Annotated in this window: 18 protein-coding genes; all 18 read right to left on the bottom strand. The window is 33.2% G+C overall.

What is annotated here, in order from left to right; all coding sequences use genetic code 11:
• Positions 1 to 173: 173 nt before the first annotated feature.
• Positions 174 to 428, bottom strand: coding sequence for a CopG family transcriptional regulator (locus EHQ49_RS18785; RefSeq protein WP_244241287.1), 255 nt, complete (start codon positions 426 to 428; stop codon positions 174 to 176).
• Positions 403 to 684: a BrnT family toxin gene (locus EHQ49_RS00945; protein WP_135575433.1), complete on the bottom strand. Its 282-nt coding sequence runs from the start codon at positions 682 to 684 to the stop codon at positions 403 to 405. Before EHQ49_RS00945 ends, EHQ49_RS18785 begins: the two co-directional genes overlap by 26 nt.
• A gap of 271 nt (positions 685 to 955) precedes the next feature.
• A complete protein-coding gene (locus EHQ49_RS00940) occupies positions 956 to 1,846 on the bottom strand; it encodes a hypothetical protein (protein ID WP_135575431.1) in 891 nt (296 codons plus the stop codon).
• Between the two features lie 200 nt (positions 1,847 to 2,046).
• On the bottom strand, positions 2,047 to 2,907 hold the full coding sequence (locus EHQ49_RS00935) for a restriction endonuclease (protein ID WP_135575454.1): 861 nt from the start codon (positions 2,905 to 2,907) through the stop codon (positions 2,047 to 2,049).
• A 217-nt stretch (positions 2,908 to 3,124) separates the two neighbouring features.
• A complete protein-coding gene (locus tag EHQ49_RS00930; RefSeq protein ID WP_135575429.1) occupies positions 3,125 to 3,754 on the bottom strand; it encodes an HNH endonuclease in 630 nt (209 codons plus the stop codon).
• Between the two features lie 191 nt (positions 3,755 to 3,945).
• Entirely contained in the window at positions 3,946 to 4,875 is a 930-nt protein-coding gene (locus EHQ49_RS00925; protein WP_135575427.1) for a hypothetical protein, read from the bottom strand.
• A 187-nt stretch (positions 4,876 to 5,062) separates the two neighbouring features.
• On the bottom strand, positions 5,063 to 5,752 hold the full coding sequence (locus EHQ49_RS00920; protein WP_135575425.1) for a hypothetical protein: 690 nt from the start codon (positions 5,750 to 5,752) through the stop codon (positions 5,063 to 5,065).
• A 220-nt stretch (positions 5,753 to 5,972) separates the two neighbouring features.
• Positions 5,973 to 6,803 carry a hypothetical protein gene (locus EHQ49_RS00915; protein WP_135575423.1) on the bottom strand — a complete coding sequence of 277 codons (831 nt, stop codon included), beginning with the start codon at positions 6,801 to 6,803 and terminating at the stop codon, positions 5,973 to 5,975.
• 218 nt (positions 6,804 to 7,021) lie between these two features.
• Entirely contained in the window at positions 7,022 to 7,423 is a 402-nt protein-coding gene (locus tag EHQ49_RS00910) for a helix-turn-helix domain-containing protein (protein ID WP_135575452.1), read from the bottom strand.
• Positions 7,420 to 7,716 (bottom strand): type II toxin-antitoxin system HigB family toxin, encoded by a 297-nt coding sequence (locus EHQ49_RS00905; protein ID WP_208732139.1) that lies wholly within the window; start codon positions 7,714 to 7,716, stop codon positions 7,420 to 7,422. The genes EHQ49_RS00910 and EHQ49_RS00905 overlap by 4 nt, the downstream gene beginning before the upstream one ends.
• A 267-nt stretch (positions 7,717 to 7,983) precedes the next feature.
• Positions 7,984 to 8,265 (bottom strand): hypothetical protein, encoded by a 282-nt coding sequence (locus EHQ49_RS00900; RefSeq protein ID WP_135575419.1) that lies wholly within the window; start codon positions 8,263 to 8,265, stop codon positions 7,984 to 7,986.
• Complete coding sequence (locus EHQ49_RS00895; protein WP_135575417.1) at positions 8,262 to 8,654, bottom strand: hypothetical protein; 393 nt, start codon at positions 8,652 to 8,654, stop codon at positions 8,262 to 8,264. The genes EHQ49_RS00900 and EHQ49_RS00895 overlap by 4 nt, the downstream gene beginning before the upstream one ends.
• Positions 8,655 to 8,853: 199 nt before the next feature.
• The gene (locus EHQ49_RS00890) at positions 8,854 to 9,909 is read right to left on the bottom strand and encodes a reverse transcriptase domain-containing protein (RefSeq protein ID WP_135575415.1); all 1,056 of its coding nucleotides are present in this window, start codon (positions 9,907 to 9,909) and stop codon (positions 8,854 to 8,856) included.
• 143 nt (positions 9,910 to 10,052) lie between these two features.
• Positions 10,053 to 10,592, bottom strand: coding sequence for a hypothetical protein (locus EHQ49_RS00885; RefSeq protein WP_135575413.1), 540 nt, complete (start codon positions 10,590 to 10,592; stop codon positions 10,053 to 10,055).
• A gap of 170 nt (positions 10,593 to 10,762) precedes the next feature.
• Positions 10,763 to 12,595 carry a hypothetical protein gene (locus EHQ49_RS00880; RefSeq protein WP_135575411.1) on the bottom strand — a complete coding sequence of 611 codons (1,833 nt, stop codon included), beginning with the start codon at positions 12,593 to 12,595 and terminating at the stop codon, positions 10,763 to 10,765.
• A 211-nt stretch (positions 12,596 to 12,806) separates the two neighbouring features.
• Positions 12,807 to 13,451: a YrhB domain-containing protein gene (locus tag EHQ49_RS00875; RefSeq protein ID WP_135575408.1), complete on the bottom strand. Its 645-nt coding sequence runs from the start codon at positions 13,449 to 13,451 to the stop codon at positions 12,807 to 12,809.
• 204 nt (positions 13,452 to 13,655) lie between these two features.
• Positions 13,656 to 14,435, bottom strand: a complete 780-nt coding sequence (locus EHQ49_RS00870; protein ID WP_135575406.1) for a hypothetical protein — start codon at positions 14,433 to 14,435, stop codon at positions 13,656 to 13,658.
• A 203-nt stretch (positions 14,436 to 14,638) separates the two neighbouring features.
• On the bottom strand, positions 14,639 to 15,391 hold the full coding sequence (locus EHQ49_RS00865) for a hypothetical protein (RefSeq protein ID WP_135575404.1): 753 nt from the start codon (positions 15,389 to 15,391) through the stop codon (positions 14,639 to 14,641).
• Positions 15,392 to 15,616: the final 225 nt, after the last annotated feature.

Raw genomic sequence — 15,616 nt, 5'->3', positions numbered from 1 at the left:
GCGAGTGACAGAAGAGGAATGTGTCGCAGACCGAGCGAGGGCTAGTCCCGAAGCGAAGCGTTAAGTCGCTGTTATACGCTGGCCAGAATGCATAAATTGGTTTTTCTTTCTAAATATTCTTCTTATACTTTCTGATTTAAAATTAAATACAGATAGATAGGAATAATTTAATCTTACTTGTGGGCAAATCTATCAGCATATAAATCTAAAACCTTTTTGATCATCGATTGATAAGGAACACCAGATTTTTTAGATTGAGCTTTGAAAAAGCTAATACTTTTTTTACTCAATAAAATGGTAACTTTTGAATTATCCTCTTTTGTAATCAACTTATCCGGAGGAGGTAAGAAATCATTGATAACCATAGAAGAATTGATAGCTTTCGCGATATCATTAGGAGTTTTAGTGTAGTTTGTTTTCTTTTTCATACAGTTTCTTTCCCTCTCTCCAGAATCCAGCCCCATAGATTCTAATGTTTTTCCCTCTTAAGGTAAACCGAACAGTGATAATTCCATCTGAAACTAAACCAAAACAGAAGAATCGTTCTTCTGTTTCAGTAGAATGCAAAATGTCTTTTGTAATAATTCTATTTTTATCAAGAAAAGCAAGTTGGGCAGTATAAAAGTCTACGCCATGTTTCTCTAGATTATCTTGATTTTTCTTAGAATCCCATTCAAATTCCACACTTAGATCTTATATCCAAATGATATGTATGTCAATACATATATTTGACTGTATTTTGGAGCTTTTCCTCTAATTTTTTACCTTCACCAAAAGGTTTTTTCTGGCTTGCGTATAACGAACTAGTCTTCCCGAAGTTTTCCGCCCTGAGCCTTCGTAGAAGGCGTTAGGGGAGCGGAAAATTTGCCGCAGGCCGAGTGAGGGCTCGTCCCGAAACGTAGCGGGAAGATGCTGTTATGCGAAGTGAAAATATTGACTAAAATTATATTGTTAACTAACTTAGTGATCCACAATACTCGAAATTAATTTTTGTTTCTTCAAATAGAATATTTATAAATTCCTCTACATTCGAAGCACATGCAGTTAATTTTTCACATCGATCATTTTCTATATCGCAATAAAAAAGAAATCCGAATTTTCCTTGGAAATAATAAATTCCAAAACTATTCATTGAGAATTCTACTGGTGTTACTGTCGTAAAACCAAAACCACCTGTCACATCAGAGCCCCACTGAATAGTCGCCCAATTTGGATCATCTTTTGATGGAATAGGTGGTTCCACAATATAATTTGGGCTCGTTAATTGCAAATAGGGTTGATATCGAAATCCTTTTCGATCACAGATTATCGTAACTAAGTTACCACCTACATCAGAAATTTCATCATTTTCTATAACTTTATTGAAGGAATAATGGAAATTTTCATCAATTGATTTTTTGATTTCTTTATTATTAAAATTTTTTTGGAAATTTTCAAAACCTTTAAAACTTCCAATCCAGGAAGAATTATCCTTTTCTTTAGGTTTGCAGTTACCTTTTATTTCAATTATCTTTTCATTTATTTCAGAAGAGACAATTATAAAATCAGGAAATTCTCGTATAACAGTTGAATCTTTATTAAAATGATTATCCTTTAAACTACAAATAAATTCTGCCATTTCTATTGCATTTTTAAATGTTTTGTGTTTTTCGTTTACAATTTTAATTATTCGATGGGCATATTCTTGAGTTCCTGAGTAGGCTAAACAAAATAATTTACCAATAAAGAATACTTTTAAACCTTGATACGTATTATCCTTAATTGTAAATTTATCAGGACCTGCAATCAAAGTATCGCTCTTGATAATAATTTGATTATCAATTTTTTTACAAATTATTAATGTCATAATATCATATTAAAAAAAATTATTTTCATTTCGCATAACGAACTAGACTTAACGACGTTCCCCGACCCTGAGTCTCGGAGAGACGTTAGGGACTGGCACGTAGCTTGCGTGTGCGAGCGAGTGACAGAAGGGGAATGTGTCGTAGACCGAGCGAGGGCTAGTCCCGAAGCGAAGCGTTAAGTCGCTGTTATACGACGTTGCTAAAAGTTGCGTATTTTTCCATTTTTAAAAATTGTTTTCTTTTTTCCTCTTTCTAAATATTCGATAACACCTTCCAATTCTTTTGAAAAGTCTATTTCTATTGGATTTTCGATAGGTTTATGGATAGAGTAATTAAGTAAAATTGATTTTATTTTTAATTTTAATTCTTTATAAATCAGAAAAGCATTGTCAAAGTTAATCGGTTCTTCGAAGGTCCCTATTCTTTTTCCGTCAATATTTGAAAGTCTATATGATAGATCATAAAGTGAATATTTATCTGATCTTCCAATATCTTCAATAATTATATCTTTATCCAATCCAGTTAATGAAAAAGATGAGTCTATATTTTGTTTATTATTTTCTTCTAGCCATTTAGAATCTACTGTAGGCAGAAAATGATTTATACTTGCAGGTAAACAAATAAACATGTTTATTATGATTTTTTTAATTAATGGGCGGCCTTCTGAATCTCTCCAGTCTGTATCATTTTGTTCTCTTACTATCAATAATTCAATTTTGTTTCTTGCTGCTTTTTTCTGTGCTCCAGATTGGTATCCCTGTTTTGTGGCGAAGACAGCTTTGATATCGGGAAGATCCCTTACTTTTCCAATTAACGCGTCTATTTTATCTACCGAGATTTTAGAATTATAGTCTTTGCATTCAATTATGGTTTTATATATCAATCCACCTAATTCATATTCCCAATATAAATCAAATTCTCTTTCAATTTGGCAGTCATCAATAAGCTTTTTATTCACCTCAATAACAATATTCTTTTGAGTTGCTACGCTTTCAGAATTTAAGATTGCTTGCTGTAAGCTTTTGACAAAAAGTTCATAGTCTTTTCCTGTATTAGTCACGCTGATTCCGTATTTATTGGTAATTTTTAATTTTTTAGCAATGGCGTATAACGAACTAGACTTAACGACGTTTCCCGACCCTGAGTCCCGGCGGGACGTTAGGGACTGGCACGGAGTTTGCGGATGCAAACGAGTGACAGAAGGGAAATGTGTCGCAGACCAAGCGAGGGCGTAAGTCCCGAAGCGCAGCGTTAAGTTGCTGTTATCTGCTGTGCCGTTATAGTTTTCCGAAAATTTCGTTATTGTGGTAATAGATATATTCGGAATTAATCGAATGTTTTAAAATTGGTATATTTCTTAACTCAAGTGCACCATAATCCAGTTTTACATGACAATTTGGACAAACAATTATTAAGTTGTCTGATGAGTCTGGTCCGTTATGTGGCATTCCTAATGGTTTGACATGATGTGCTTCTGAATATGATTGATCATCATTTAAATTCAATGTTACTGTACAAATTTGACATTGGTCTGAATATAAAAGTTTTAATTCTCTGGCAAGATATGTATCTCTTAGTATTCGATATACTGAAATGTTGTGGCGTAATGTAGTGTTTTCATTCGGTTCGTTAATATCAACTGCGAGTTTAATTTTTTTATTAGCGTATTCCCTTAAGCCCCATATGCCTTTTCCCTTTCCTTCAACGGAAAAAAATAAATCTTTCTTTTTATCAAATGCATCAGAATCAGATGAAGATGTTTCGATAGTTCTTCTTATGATTGCTTGCCAACTTTCAGGTAATGGATCTTTTCTTATCTTAGCTACTTCTTCATATATTAATTTGTATTCAGCTATTCCATTTAGATTTTTAAGTGCTTGTTTGATGTCTTCTAGCCAAGTGTTCATTTTATTAAGTTTAAATATTTAGTTTAACGGCATTGCAGATAACGAATTAGACTTAACGACGTTCCTCGACCCTGAGTCCCGGAGGGACGTTAGGGACTGGCACGTAGCTTGCGTGTGCGAGCGAGTGACAGAAGAGGAATGTGTCGCAGACCAAGCGAGGGCTTGTCCCGAAGCGAAGCGTTAAGTCGCTGTTATACGCCGTTAAATAAGTTATACAATTTTGTATTACTGAAAGCCGAATATATGGGTTTGCTTTTAAAATATGAATTAAATGTTTTTATTATACTTTCATGCTCTGTTTTATTAAAAATACTAATTATTTCGTCTTCGTTTAGCAATTTTATTAATTCTTTTGATGAATATATTAGTAAATTATTTGCTAAACTAAAATAAACATTTTGCTTATATTGGCTGATTGATATATAGTTTCTGATTTCATTCTTATGACTATTAAGTCCGTTAATAGCTAAATATTTCGCTATTAAATAGTCGTTAGAGGCGTTATATCCATTATTTATTAAATTGTAATACAGCTTATCTGCATATTTGCATTTATTTCCAAATATTATAATTTTAACTATATTTTGTGCAGAGTCTTCGATACCTTTTTCTAGAAGATCAAATAAAGAAAATAACTGTTTTTCGTTAAATTTATAATGTTGATTCAGAGAAAGATAAAGTTCTGCATTTTTCATTATTTGGACATCATTACTGGCTAAGTTTTCTATCGATTTATCAATTTGATTACTTTCATAGTCTTGAAAAAACGAATGGAGATCTGTTTTTAGCTTTCCAATTGTTGCTCTTGCTGGTCGTATCGCGATCACATAAGTTAGAAATGGGATAGCTAAGGTGTATATCCCAAGCACAATAGAAATTATCCCAAAAAGTGCTGAAATAGAAGAAAATCTGGCGTCTTGGCTTTGTATAATTTCAATAGAATATTGTAATCTACTTTCTAAATCTTCCTTGGAATTTCTAGTTTTTGTCTCTTCTAATGTTTTTTCAATTTCTAGAATTCTTTCTTTAAGATTATTCGAATTAATTTGCTTCGGCTCTTGCGCATTAACAGTAATTGTTAAAACTAGAATGCTAAATAAGATTATCGTAATTTTTCTCATAGTTTTTATTTAATGTCGTATAACGAACTAGACTTAACGACGTTTCCCGACCCTGAGTCCCGGACGGGACGTTAGGGACTGGCACGGAGTTTGCGGATGCGAACGAGTGACAGAAGGGGAATGTGTCGTAGACCGAGCGAGGGCCCGTCCCGAAGCGAAGCGTTAAGTCGCGGTTATGCGTAGTTTTTCATTTCATTGGGTAAGGGCTTATTCCAATTTTTGAATCTGCATTTTCATTTTGAAAAGACTGGAATATCCCGTTTTTGATCGTAAAATCGAAGAAGATTTGAGAGGATCTTGGAGTAATTATTTCAAATTTGTTCGATCCTTCAGCTAATTTTATATTTTTGAAATTTATAATCGACCTAGAGCATGAAATAAATTCTGCACTAGTTTTTATGATATTTTTTTGATTAGGATGCTTATCATATACAAGCAAAGGTTGTTCAATCACATACAAAGTACCTCTTTTTTTAGCCGAGTAAAGATAGAAGACTTCTAGCTTTTTGGAGAAAGGTGTGTTGTTTAGTTTGAAATTATATTGATCAAAATCCAAAATATTTGATTTAAATTTATCTTTATCAAAACAGAATTCCGCAAGGATGATAACATCATTTTCGTTTATATTTTGTTGGAAACTTTCTTTAATGCTATTATCCACAATATTGTTTGGGTCGTTTATGATATCTTCAAGATTTTGTTGATTTATAAAGAATCCATTCGCTTGATAAAAACTAGAGCCGTAAAAAGACGCTTCATCGAATTTTATATCAGTAAGTTTATTTAATCTATTGTCTGAGTTAATTCCTGGAGAAATGATAGTTAGTGAACTACATGCAGTAAAAATGCATACTGTTAAATAGATAGGGAGTCTCATTTATTGTCTCTGTATTTGAAGTTTGAAAAATTACGCATAACGAACTAGACTAACCGACGTAGGCTGGCCCTGAGTCCCCGGAGGGGACGTTAGGGATTGGCACGACGCTTGCGTTAGCAAGAGGAGTGACAAAAGCCTATGTGTCGGAGACCGAACGAGGGCGCAAGTCCCGAAGTGAAGCGGTTAGTCGCTGTTATACGCTGAGCGCAAGTTGGATATGTTATTTTTTTGATAGACTTGAGAGCGAGATACAAAAGGAACCGTCTTCGTTAAGCTCTCCAATGATTTGGAAGCTTCCTATAGCATTTGCTGGTAGTTCTTCAAGTCTACTGAAAGTAGTCCGTGATAGATAATATTGTCCTGGTCTACTAATGTTCTGTATTATTCTTAGGTCTAACAAACTTGATTCTATTTTACCTTTTCTTGCAACATACACATAATTAGTTCCTGCTTTTCCGATAACTAGTCCAATTATTGGGTTTCCAGAGCTAGCACTTTCCCTTATCGCTTGATTATGTAGATTTAAAGCAACATCACCAATCATCAAATCATTTGAACATTGAAAAAATTGAATGTCAACGTCATCAGGTATTGAATTTTCTGTTTTAAATAGCTTTATTAAAGAATTAGAAATATTCATATAGTCCGCTTTTTCTAGGCTCAACTTTTCCCTAAGAGCTTGAATTTCATTTATATATTTATTTTCTATTTCTTCAATTGTAGACATTTCTTGTTCTTGGTATTTTTTTCGTAGATAGTTTCTTGCATAAAGTGTTATGGTTTTTATAAGTTCGGAATATGGTTCTGAGAAAAGTGTAAGAAGTGGGGTTATGATTACGTAAGCTAAAGAGTATAAAGCCGGCTCTAAAATTTTAAATGGATTTTTAGCTAGAAATTCATCTATTGATGATATGCTGTCCGATAGATAGAGCTTATAAAAGAATCTCCAGTTGATAGAGATCAAAAGTAATGTAAAGGAAAAGAGAAACGGATTAGAAATTCTTTCGTAAAGTTTAGCTTTTATTGAATCTATAAGTTCATCAAAATTCATATTTTATTCTCTTTTTTTAATTTGTTTGCGCTTTGCGTATAACGAACTAGACTTAACGACGTTTCCCGACCCTGAGTCCCGGGACGGGACGTTAGGGACTGGCACGTAGCTTGCGAATGCAGGCGAGTGACAGAAGGGGAATGTGTCGTAGACCGAGCGAGGGCTTGTCCCGAAGTGAAGCGTTAAGTCGCTGTTATACGAAGTCGCAAATATAAAGTTTAAATGAAAACAGATGGAGAGACTCTGAACTTTTCTGCTAGAGCTTTAATTTGTCTAACATTTAAATCTCTTTTTCCGTTAAGAATTTCAGAAACAACACCCTGACTACCTAAAATATTTAAATCCTTTTGGGTTAAGTTGTTTTCTTCCATAAGAAACTTTAAGACTTCTATTGGTTCAGCATTTGGTTGTATAAAGTGATCATTTTCATATTCTTCAATTAAATTACCCACAGTTTCTAGGAGCGGAGCTAATTGATGTTTTTCATCATTCCCAACTTCATCGATGAGCTCATCTAAAACTTTAACTAATTTCCGATATTGTTTTTCAGTATGAGGAACAGAGAGAATATCTTTAACATCATGCCAAACATTCTTAACTTTTTCAATTTCTAGAATCATATATTCTCCTTTTTCCATTTTCCTTTGTCATATTCATTATGAGTTAAAACGTTTCGAACAAAAACTTTTTGTCTATTGAAGTGAATTGCTGCGATTAATCTAAAGTGGTTTCCACTTATATTGAATACAGTAAGTTTACCAACTTGATCAACAGAATTAAAAACCATTCTTAATTCATTAAAATCTTTAAAATTAGTGTTTTTAACTAATTTATACCAACTTTTGAGGGAAGATTCCGAATTTGGATGTTTAGTAATGAAATCATCTAATTTCTTCCAACTAATAACGTGCACAGCTGTCATGATTATCTCAAATTGAGATAAGTCAAATCGTTTTTTTGTCCGTTTTTAGAATAGGCTTTTGCGATTTCGTATAACGAACTAGACTTAACGACGTTCCCCGACCCTGAGTCCCGGAGGGACGTTAGGGACTGGCACGTAGCTTGCGTATGCAGGCGAGTGACAGAAGGGGAATGTGTCGTAGACCGAGCGAGGGCCTGTCCCGAAGCGAAGCGTTAAGTCGCTGTTATACGAAGTTTTTGAGTTAGATAGACTGATATTTCATAATATTTTATTTTTGTTAATCCAATCCCAAGCTTCCTGAGGCAGCCATCCGTTAGATTTTCTTAAGTCAACTTCTAAAAGTAAAAATCTATGCTTTGGCATTACTTTCCTTATATAATCTGACAACTCATTAACATTATTTTCTGAGATTAATATGTAGCTCGAGTTTAAGTAGTGAGACCAGTTTTTGATCATTGGATTTTTTGTTATTTTACTGTGAATTGATTTGTAATCATATTTTGAAGGATTTCGATCATAAGAAAGAATGTATGCTCTCATTTACTTTCCTCATTTTCAATTGTTTCTCCTTCTAAGAGAAATGGATTTGCAATTGAAACTAGGTGATCTGCATTAGCAGAAAATTCTTGTCCTTTCGCACCTATCATTTCAGTTGCATATTTTTTTATATGGAATTCTTCTGATCTCAAATAGTCAGGTGATGTAAACATAAAATAAATATAAGAAAAAATAGCTATAAGTATTGGAAGTCCGCCAATGCAAACGAAGAAGATTTGTAGCCAAAGTGTATTGATTATAACTGTGAGACCGAAAGACGGTAGCGTTACGATCCCTATTAGCCAGAGTATTGGATTCAAAGCACTCTTATTTTTTATTCTAGCAGTTGCCGTGCTAGATGCCCTAGTTAACATTTTTAGAATGTCTGCCATTTTAGTTTCCTTTTATATGTATTTCAAAAATTTCGTATAACGAACTAGACTTAACGACGTTTCCCGACCCTGAGTCCCGGCGGGACGTTAGGGACTGGCACGTAGCTTGCGTGTGCGAGCGAGTGACAGAAGGGGAATGTGTCGTAGACCGAGCGAGGGCTAGTCCCGAAGCGAAGCGTTAAGTCGCTGTTATGCGAAGCTAAACATCGTCTAACGTTGCCTTTAATTTTAGAAATCTTTTTTTTAGTTTGAGATAGATTTCATCATCTTTCCCTTTTACCATAGATAAAAAATTTAGCTTACCATCGATGACATTCTCAATCTTTGGGATTGGTTTAAATTCTGCATTATCGAATTTTCGATATTTTAACTCATAGGCAGTTTGAATATGAGTATAGCCCTTTGTTTCCCAATTATAAAGAATAGATCTTAAATTTCGAATATAACTTCTTTTAACGTTTGGTTTGCTACCATTTACGATTAATCCTGTGACGGTTTGTCTTTGGTTAGGTTTTCGTAATCTAATTTTTTCATAATTTACTTCAAAACCGTTTTTTTTGATTATGCGTTCAAAATCATTATGAAGCCATACCTGTCTGAATTGGTCTTCTACTGCTATTTTATCTGGAAACTTTAAGTCTTCACTTGAAATTGTAAGATCATCTGCATATCTTGTATATTCGCAACGAAACCGCTTTAGATAATAGGATAAATCTTTATCTAAATTTTCAGATATAAAATTTGAAATTAGTGGCGAAGTAACACCTCCTTGGGGAAGAAATGTGTTTTTTTCATCTTCAACGCAAATCAATTTTGTAATTATTCTAGCTGCAGTATTTTCTATTTTCAGATTTTTCACTAAATATCCTATTACTCTTCTGTATGTAATACTTGGAAAGTAATCTGATAAATCTACATTAAGAATGAATTTTTTTTTAAGATGTTTATTTGCATTATCAACAATGTTTCTTTCTTTTATATAGCCGTAAGCGTATTGATTTGGTTTATAAAGCAGATTAAAAATGTATAATAGTTTTTGTTGCAGGATCTTTATGTTAGTATTTGGAGAATATATTGTTCTAGGTTTTCCGTTTTTTTTTCGTATAAAAAATTTTTGATAATTTTCTGATTTAAAGGTGTAGTAGTTTAGGATTTTGGGACTTACTTCTAAGATATTTGCTACAGTCTCTACCGAATTTAATGATTTAAACAAAGCTAAAATTTCTTCATCAGTTCGATTTAATTTTAGTTCCATAAAAAATACCGCTTAAAATACTTTCTTCGGACTTTGCTAACGGTGAAAAGGTTCATTACCAAGTCACAAGGCAAATCCATGTAAATAAAGTTTAAGTAAACCTTATTTTTTCAAAGTCGCAATTGAAACAACCAATCTATTCTTCAGCGGGTTTCCAAATAATGTTCTAAATCATATTCGAGATATCCTTTGTGTTTTAGAATACCTATGATTTCTTTGTACTTATGTGTATAGAAAGAAATTAAAGAGTTGTCAAGTTGTTTTTCTTTGATTTGCATAAGCAATCTTATACAAAGTTTTAAATCTGAGCTTAAACTTTCTGCCATTTGATATCTATATTTATCTTTATGTGGTAATGTATAGTTACGAAATAATATATGCTCAAGTTTTGGTTGAATTGTGTTTTCAAGTAAATCTAATGCATTAGTTATTTCAGTAATCTGTCTTTCTAATTCATTCTTTTTATTTTCTTCTAATTGGGCCCTTAATGTAAAAAGTATCGTTATGAAGGTTACGAAGGTAAGGAATGGGTTGAGTGTACCTCCAACAAAATCTCCAAACTGTCCCCAGACAGCGTTGTCTATTAGGATGTTAGAACCAAAATGTTTATTATAATGGTATAGAGGGATGGATGCACTCAAAATTGTTATTAAAATATATAAAATAATATATCGAATTTTCATTAATATTATTATCCTGTTTTGTTTAGTTTCGCATAACGAATTAGTCTTCCCGAAGTTTTCCGCCCTGAGCCTTCGCAGAAGGCGTTAGGGGAGCGGAAAATTTGCCGAAGGCCGAGTGAGGCCTTGTGCCGAAACGTAGCGGGAAGGCGCTGTTATACGAAGATGGAAATTTAAAAGAATAGCCATAAGTGTTCGCAAAGCATAGCGATGATTTGTGGGGAATCAACAATCGATCTATCTTGGCTTTCTTTAAGTTGATTTAATAGGGTGTCGATATTTCCTTCTAATTGCATGAATGCAAATTTTCGATCAAACTCAACATCAGGATTTTCGATTTTTAAATTTAGAATAAAGCAATAGCTTAGTAACTTGCCCACATACCACTCTAAGTGATGCCAAAGATTTGAATATTCGTTAATAACATAGGCAGAGTGCACAACTCTATTTCTGTATAGATAAATTCGATCTAATTGATATTTCACCGATTCAGAAGAATGATTTATTATATCTGAAAACAATGATATTTTTTCCTTTGACCAGTTTGAATTTATTTCTAAATATTGCTTCGCTAAGAGGGGTGAAGATGAATTTATTAAATTAAATGGATCATTTCCAGCTTCGGGTGACTCTAATAACCAGCGAAATGCTTTTAGAACATTATTTGAGTCGTAAATGTTATCAAAATTTGGAATTAATGATGATTCCTTCAGTTCAGGAACATATTTTTTAATATTTTCTAATCGTTGTAAAAACGAGAAAATTTTTCTACCTATTGAACCTATGCTAAGAAATTTCGAAGAGAAGTAACAGACATTTTCTATATCTGATCCTTTTATTCTATATGGTATTAGTGATTCAAGGGATGTCCAAAGTAAGAAAATTGAGTTTTCAATTGATTTTGAACCTAGCGCAAGGTTGTAAAAGTAAACCGAATCGAAGATTGCATTAATGTTTGGTAGGTTATCTTCAACAGTATTATCAAACTTATAATATTTTGAACATTTATTTAAGGTGTTATGTAGTGTATTTCTTCTTGCTGAAACATTTAAAGGATCTACACCAAAGAGCGCTTTCTGGAATCTAGTATGCTGCTTTTCCTTAAAATATAGTGAATCAAAATAATTTATAAATAGATTTAAAGATTTTCTGTCTTTAGAACTAACATGATTTTTAAGCGAATCATCATACATTTGCCTAAGGAATGTAAATGGATCGGTTGTCGTTTTTGAAAATATTAAGATTTCTTCATTTTGGTTTATTTCAACAGGTTTATTTGCCTCTAGCAAATTTACCCTGCAATATATAATTTTTTTTCTTTCTAAGTGTTGAATGAATGGATTTGGTACTTCTGATTGAGTCCTTATGGCAAAGGTTTTGGCGTGTTGTTCTCCTGAAAATAATCTAAAAAATAGTTCGACTAAATTTTTTTTTGGTTTTTGAATCAATTTGATACATAAATGAAATATATTCTGAGGTGAGTAGCCTTCCTCTAGTAGAAATGGGATAAAACATTGAACTATTTCGTCTATTTTTTCTATTTCTCTGGCTTCTTGGGTACTATCGAGATCTATTGATAGAAATTCGATTTTTAAAAGTTTTAAATAATCTATATAGAGTCTTATATAGTGGATTTCTGATTTATTCTTGATTTCCGATATTAACGTAAAGTTGTTTTCATTGAGTGCTTTTATATCTATAGACTCAAAATATTGTATTATATCTTTACAATATTTTTTTATTATCCGGTCATTTTTAAGACTTGTAATTAGCTTTTTACTTTTCGATTCCAGTATTACTTCCCGTAATCGATGTACAGTTTTACTTCTTTCTATTGTTAGAGCACTTAGATTTTTTATTTCTTTAACTAAAATGAATCCATTTGTTGTTTTGTGTCTATTCGAAATTAATTCTGTAAAATCAACTTGTTGTAGTATTTTTTCAAGTAGATATCTTGAAATAGTGGTGTGAGTAATATGTGTCTTTTCTTTTTGAAGATAATACATTTATTTTTCCATTTTCGTATAACGAACTAGACTTAACGACGTTTCCCGACCCTGAGTCCCAGACGGGACGTTAGGGACTGGCACGTAGCTTGCGGATGCAGGCGAGTGACAGAGGGGAATGTGTCGTAGACCGAGCGAGGGCCTGTCCCGAAGCGAAGCGTTAAGTCGCTGTTATGCGTAGTTGCGAAACTGTTGGGCTGAATTACAATCTTTAGGTGTCGAATAAAAAAATATCTTCTTCATTTCCTAAAATACGAGTTAATTCTTTTTGAACGTATTCAAACGAGCCTACAAAATCTGGGAAATATTCTAATTCATATTTATAGATTTGGGTTTCTGGATTTGCAGAACCAATTTGATAAATGCTTGCATCGTATTTATTGATAATAAAAGGACCATTGCCGAATAAAAGAAAGGATTCATCGTTAGTTTCGACATATTTTTTATTTGTGAAATAGACGAGCCAGCCGTATTGTTTTACTTCAGTTTTAGTAATTATATACTCATCGGCTTCTAGATCTGCTGATTTTTGATTCAAATAATCATTGGCCTTCTGTAGGGCATCATTTTCGGAATGAATGAGAATTTTATTTCTCAGTGTTGGATTCCTCTCCGTAAGTTTTAGCTTTAAATCTTTGTATTCATTTATAATTTTCTTTGCATTAGATTCAGAAAATCTCCCAATTGTGATACCTGATTTGTAAGGATGGAGGATGCTTTCTAATGCTTTTAGATCAAATTGTCCAAAATAAGAATTAAATTTCTTAATGAATAATCTTTCATCTATTGAGGCTTTTTCATTAATATAGTTGAGTTGAATATTAAATGATATTGGAAATTCTTTATTAATTTTCATAGATGCTATTTGAGCAATTACGCATAACGAACTAGACTTAACGACGTTTCCCGACCCTGAGTCCCTGGAGGGGACGTTAGGGACTGGCACGTAGCTTGCGTTTGCGAGCGAGTGACAGAAGGGGAATGTGTCGTAGACCGAGCGAGGGCTCGTCCCGAAGCGAAGCGTTAAGTCGCTGTTATGCGATGGCGTTTTTTGTATATTTTAATTTTCTAATTCAAAAACCAAAATATTTTTGGGTTTCCCGCCGAGATCCGAGTCATAATATTTGTCAGGTAATTCTATAGTATATTTTTCATCTTCTTTATTTCTTTTTTTAAGAAAGTCTGGAAGTTCCATTACTAAGCGAACTTCTCTATTTTTCGGACTTAGTTGATTAATTAAATTTTTTCTAGGAAAAAATGAAGGGCAAGTTACTATACATCTCCAGGGTATAGCATCAATTGTGCTATGTAAGCTTTCAAATGTTCGTGTTGATCTTTTCTGAATATATTTTTTTACATGATCTATTGGCACTAGTGTGCAACCAAGTTGTTCTGTATCGTATGGTAAATTACAATGCCAAGAAGTAGAATTATTTATATTTATTGGTCTTGAGTTATAAAAACAATATAATGGAATAGAGTTTTGGGATTTTGAGAAACTTTCAAGAATATCAATTTGTTGAGTTCCCTTTACGGCATACCGCAACGAATAGTATTTATTATCAGCATAATGCAATAATTTTGCTTGTATTGAATATCTATAATATCCTCTGTTGTAAGAACCAACCCACCATTCCCAGTCAAATCCTTTTTTAGGTTCGTCTAATCCCTTAGCTTTGTAGATTCTTAAATTGTTTACATTTGCAATTGAAAATTCAAGCAGATGGTTATCTGTAATTGTAGTTTCTATTTGACTACAAGAATAAAGATATCCTAATCTTATTTTTTTCCAAGTGTCACTTGCAAATTTCTCTAGTAAAATTGTTAAATTAGTTTTCATTTGTTCAAATTTTAAACGCTTTCGCATAACGAACTAGACTTAACGACGTTCCCTGACCCTGAGTCCCGGACGGGACGTTAGGGACTGGCACGGAGTTTGCGGATGCAAACGAGTGACAGAAAGGGAATGTGTCGTAGACCGAGCGAGGGCTAGTCCCGAAGCGAAGCGTTAAGTCGCTGTTATGCGTAGTAAATGTATATTTGCTATATTAAGTTTCTTATTTTTTTGCCAAATGCGGAAATTATTTCATTTCCTACAAGATTGCCTGCATTAGTTAAAAATGGAGTAATGCATAAAAGCGTTTTTCCGTTATTAACCTTAAGGCAAGCTAAATCATTATTGTTTACTTTATGAAAGTTAATCTCATTGTGTGCCCTTAATTTATCAATTCCTTCAAAAGCAAAGATGAAATCTGTGATATAAGTTTTCCCTACGCATATTATGAGTTTCGGTGAATGGTTTATAACTAGATTTTGTAAAAAGGAAAATCTAAATTTCCAACACCAAAGTTTATATAAATATTTATTTTCAAATCCAGTTTTATTTTTCCATTCATCGTTCCATAGTGAATCACTAGTGTTCCGAAAACTAATTGGATATATGTTTAGTTTAAAATAATTTGATTTTTTTTCAAATGGTCTTTCGTTGAGGATAAATTCTTTAAATTTGAAGTTATCCAGATGGTCATTTTTTGCTATTACTGATAATAATTTATAAGCATTTAAATCGTATGTATTCTTTCGATCCTTATTAGCCAAAATTCGTTCTGTTTCACTTGAAGATCTTACTGGAGTTGCGTTAGCTAACTCTTTTGTTTCTTTTTCAAAATTCAACAACTTTGGATTTTGACCCCCTCCCCATTCAATTCCTGACAACCATATTTTTCCGTCTAGATTTCCGCCATCACATCCGGATAGATTTATTGCCCAATTTTCAAATTCTTTTTTAATTTTCATAAGTCGTTTTGTTTAGAACCTATTTTACATTTATTACGCATAACGAACTAGACTTAACGACGTTCCCCGACCCTGAGTCCCGGCGGGACGTTAGGGACTGGCACGGAGCTTGCGAATGCATGCGAGTGACAGAAGGGGAATGTGTCGTAGACCGAGCGAGGGCTAGTCCCGAAGCGAAGCGTTAAGTCGTTGTTAGTCGCCGTTATTTGTATATCGGATTAATAT

The sequence above is a fragment of the Leptospira perdikensis genome (genome assembly GCF_004769575.1).
Lineage (GTDB): Bacteria > Spirochaetota > Leptospiria > Leptospirales > Leptospiraceae > Leptospira_A > Leptospira_A perdikensis.
This window is presented reverse-complemented; position numbering and strand designations above follow the sequence as displayed.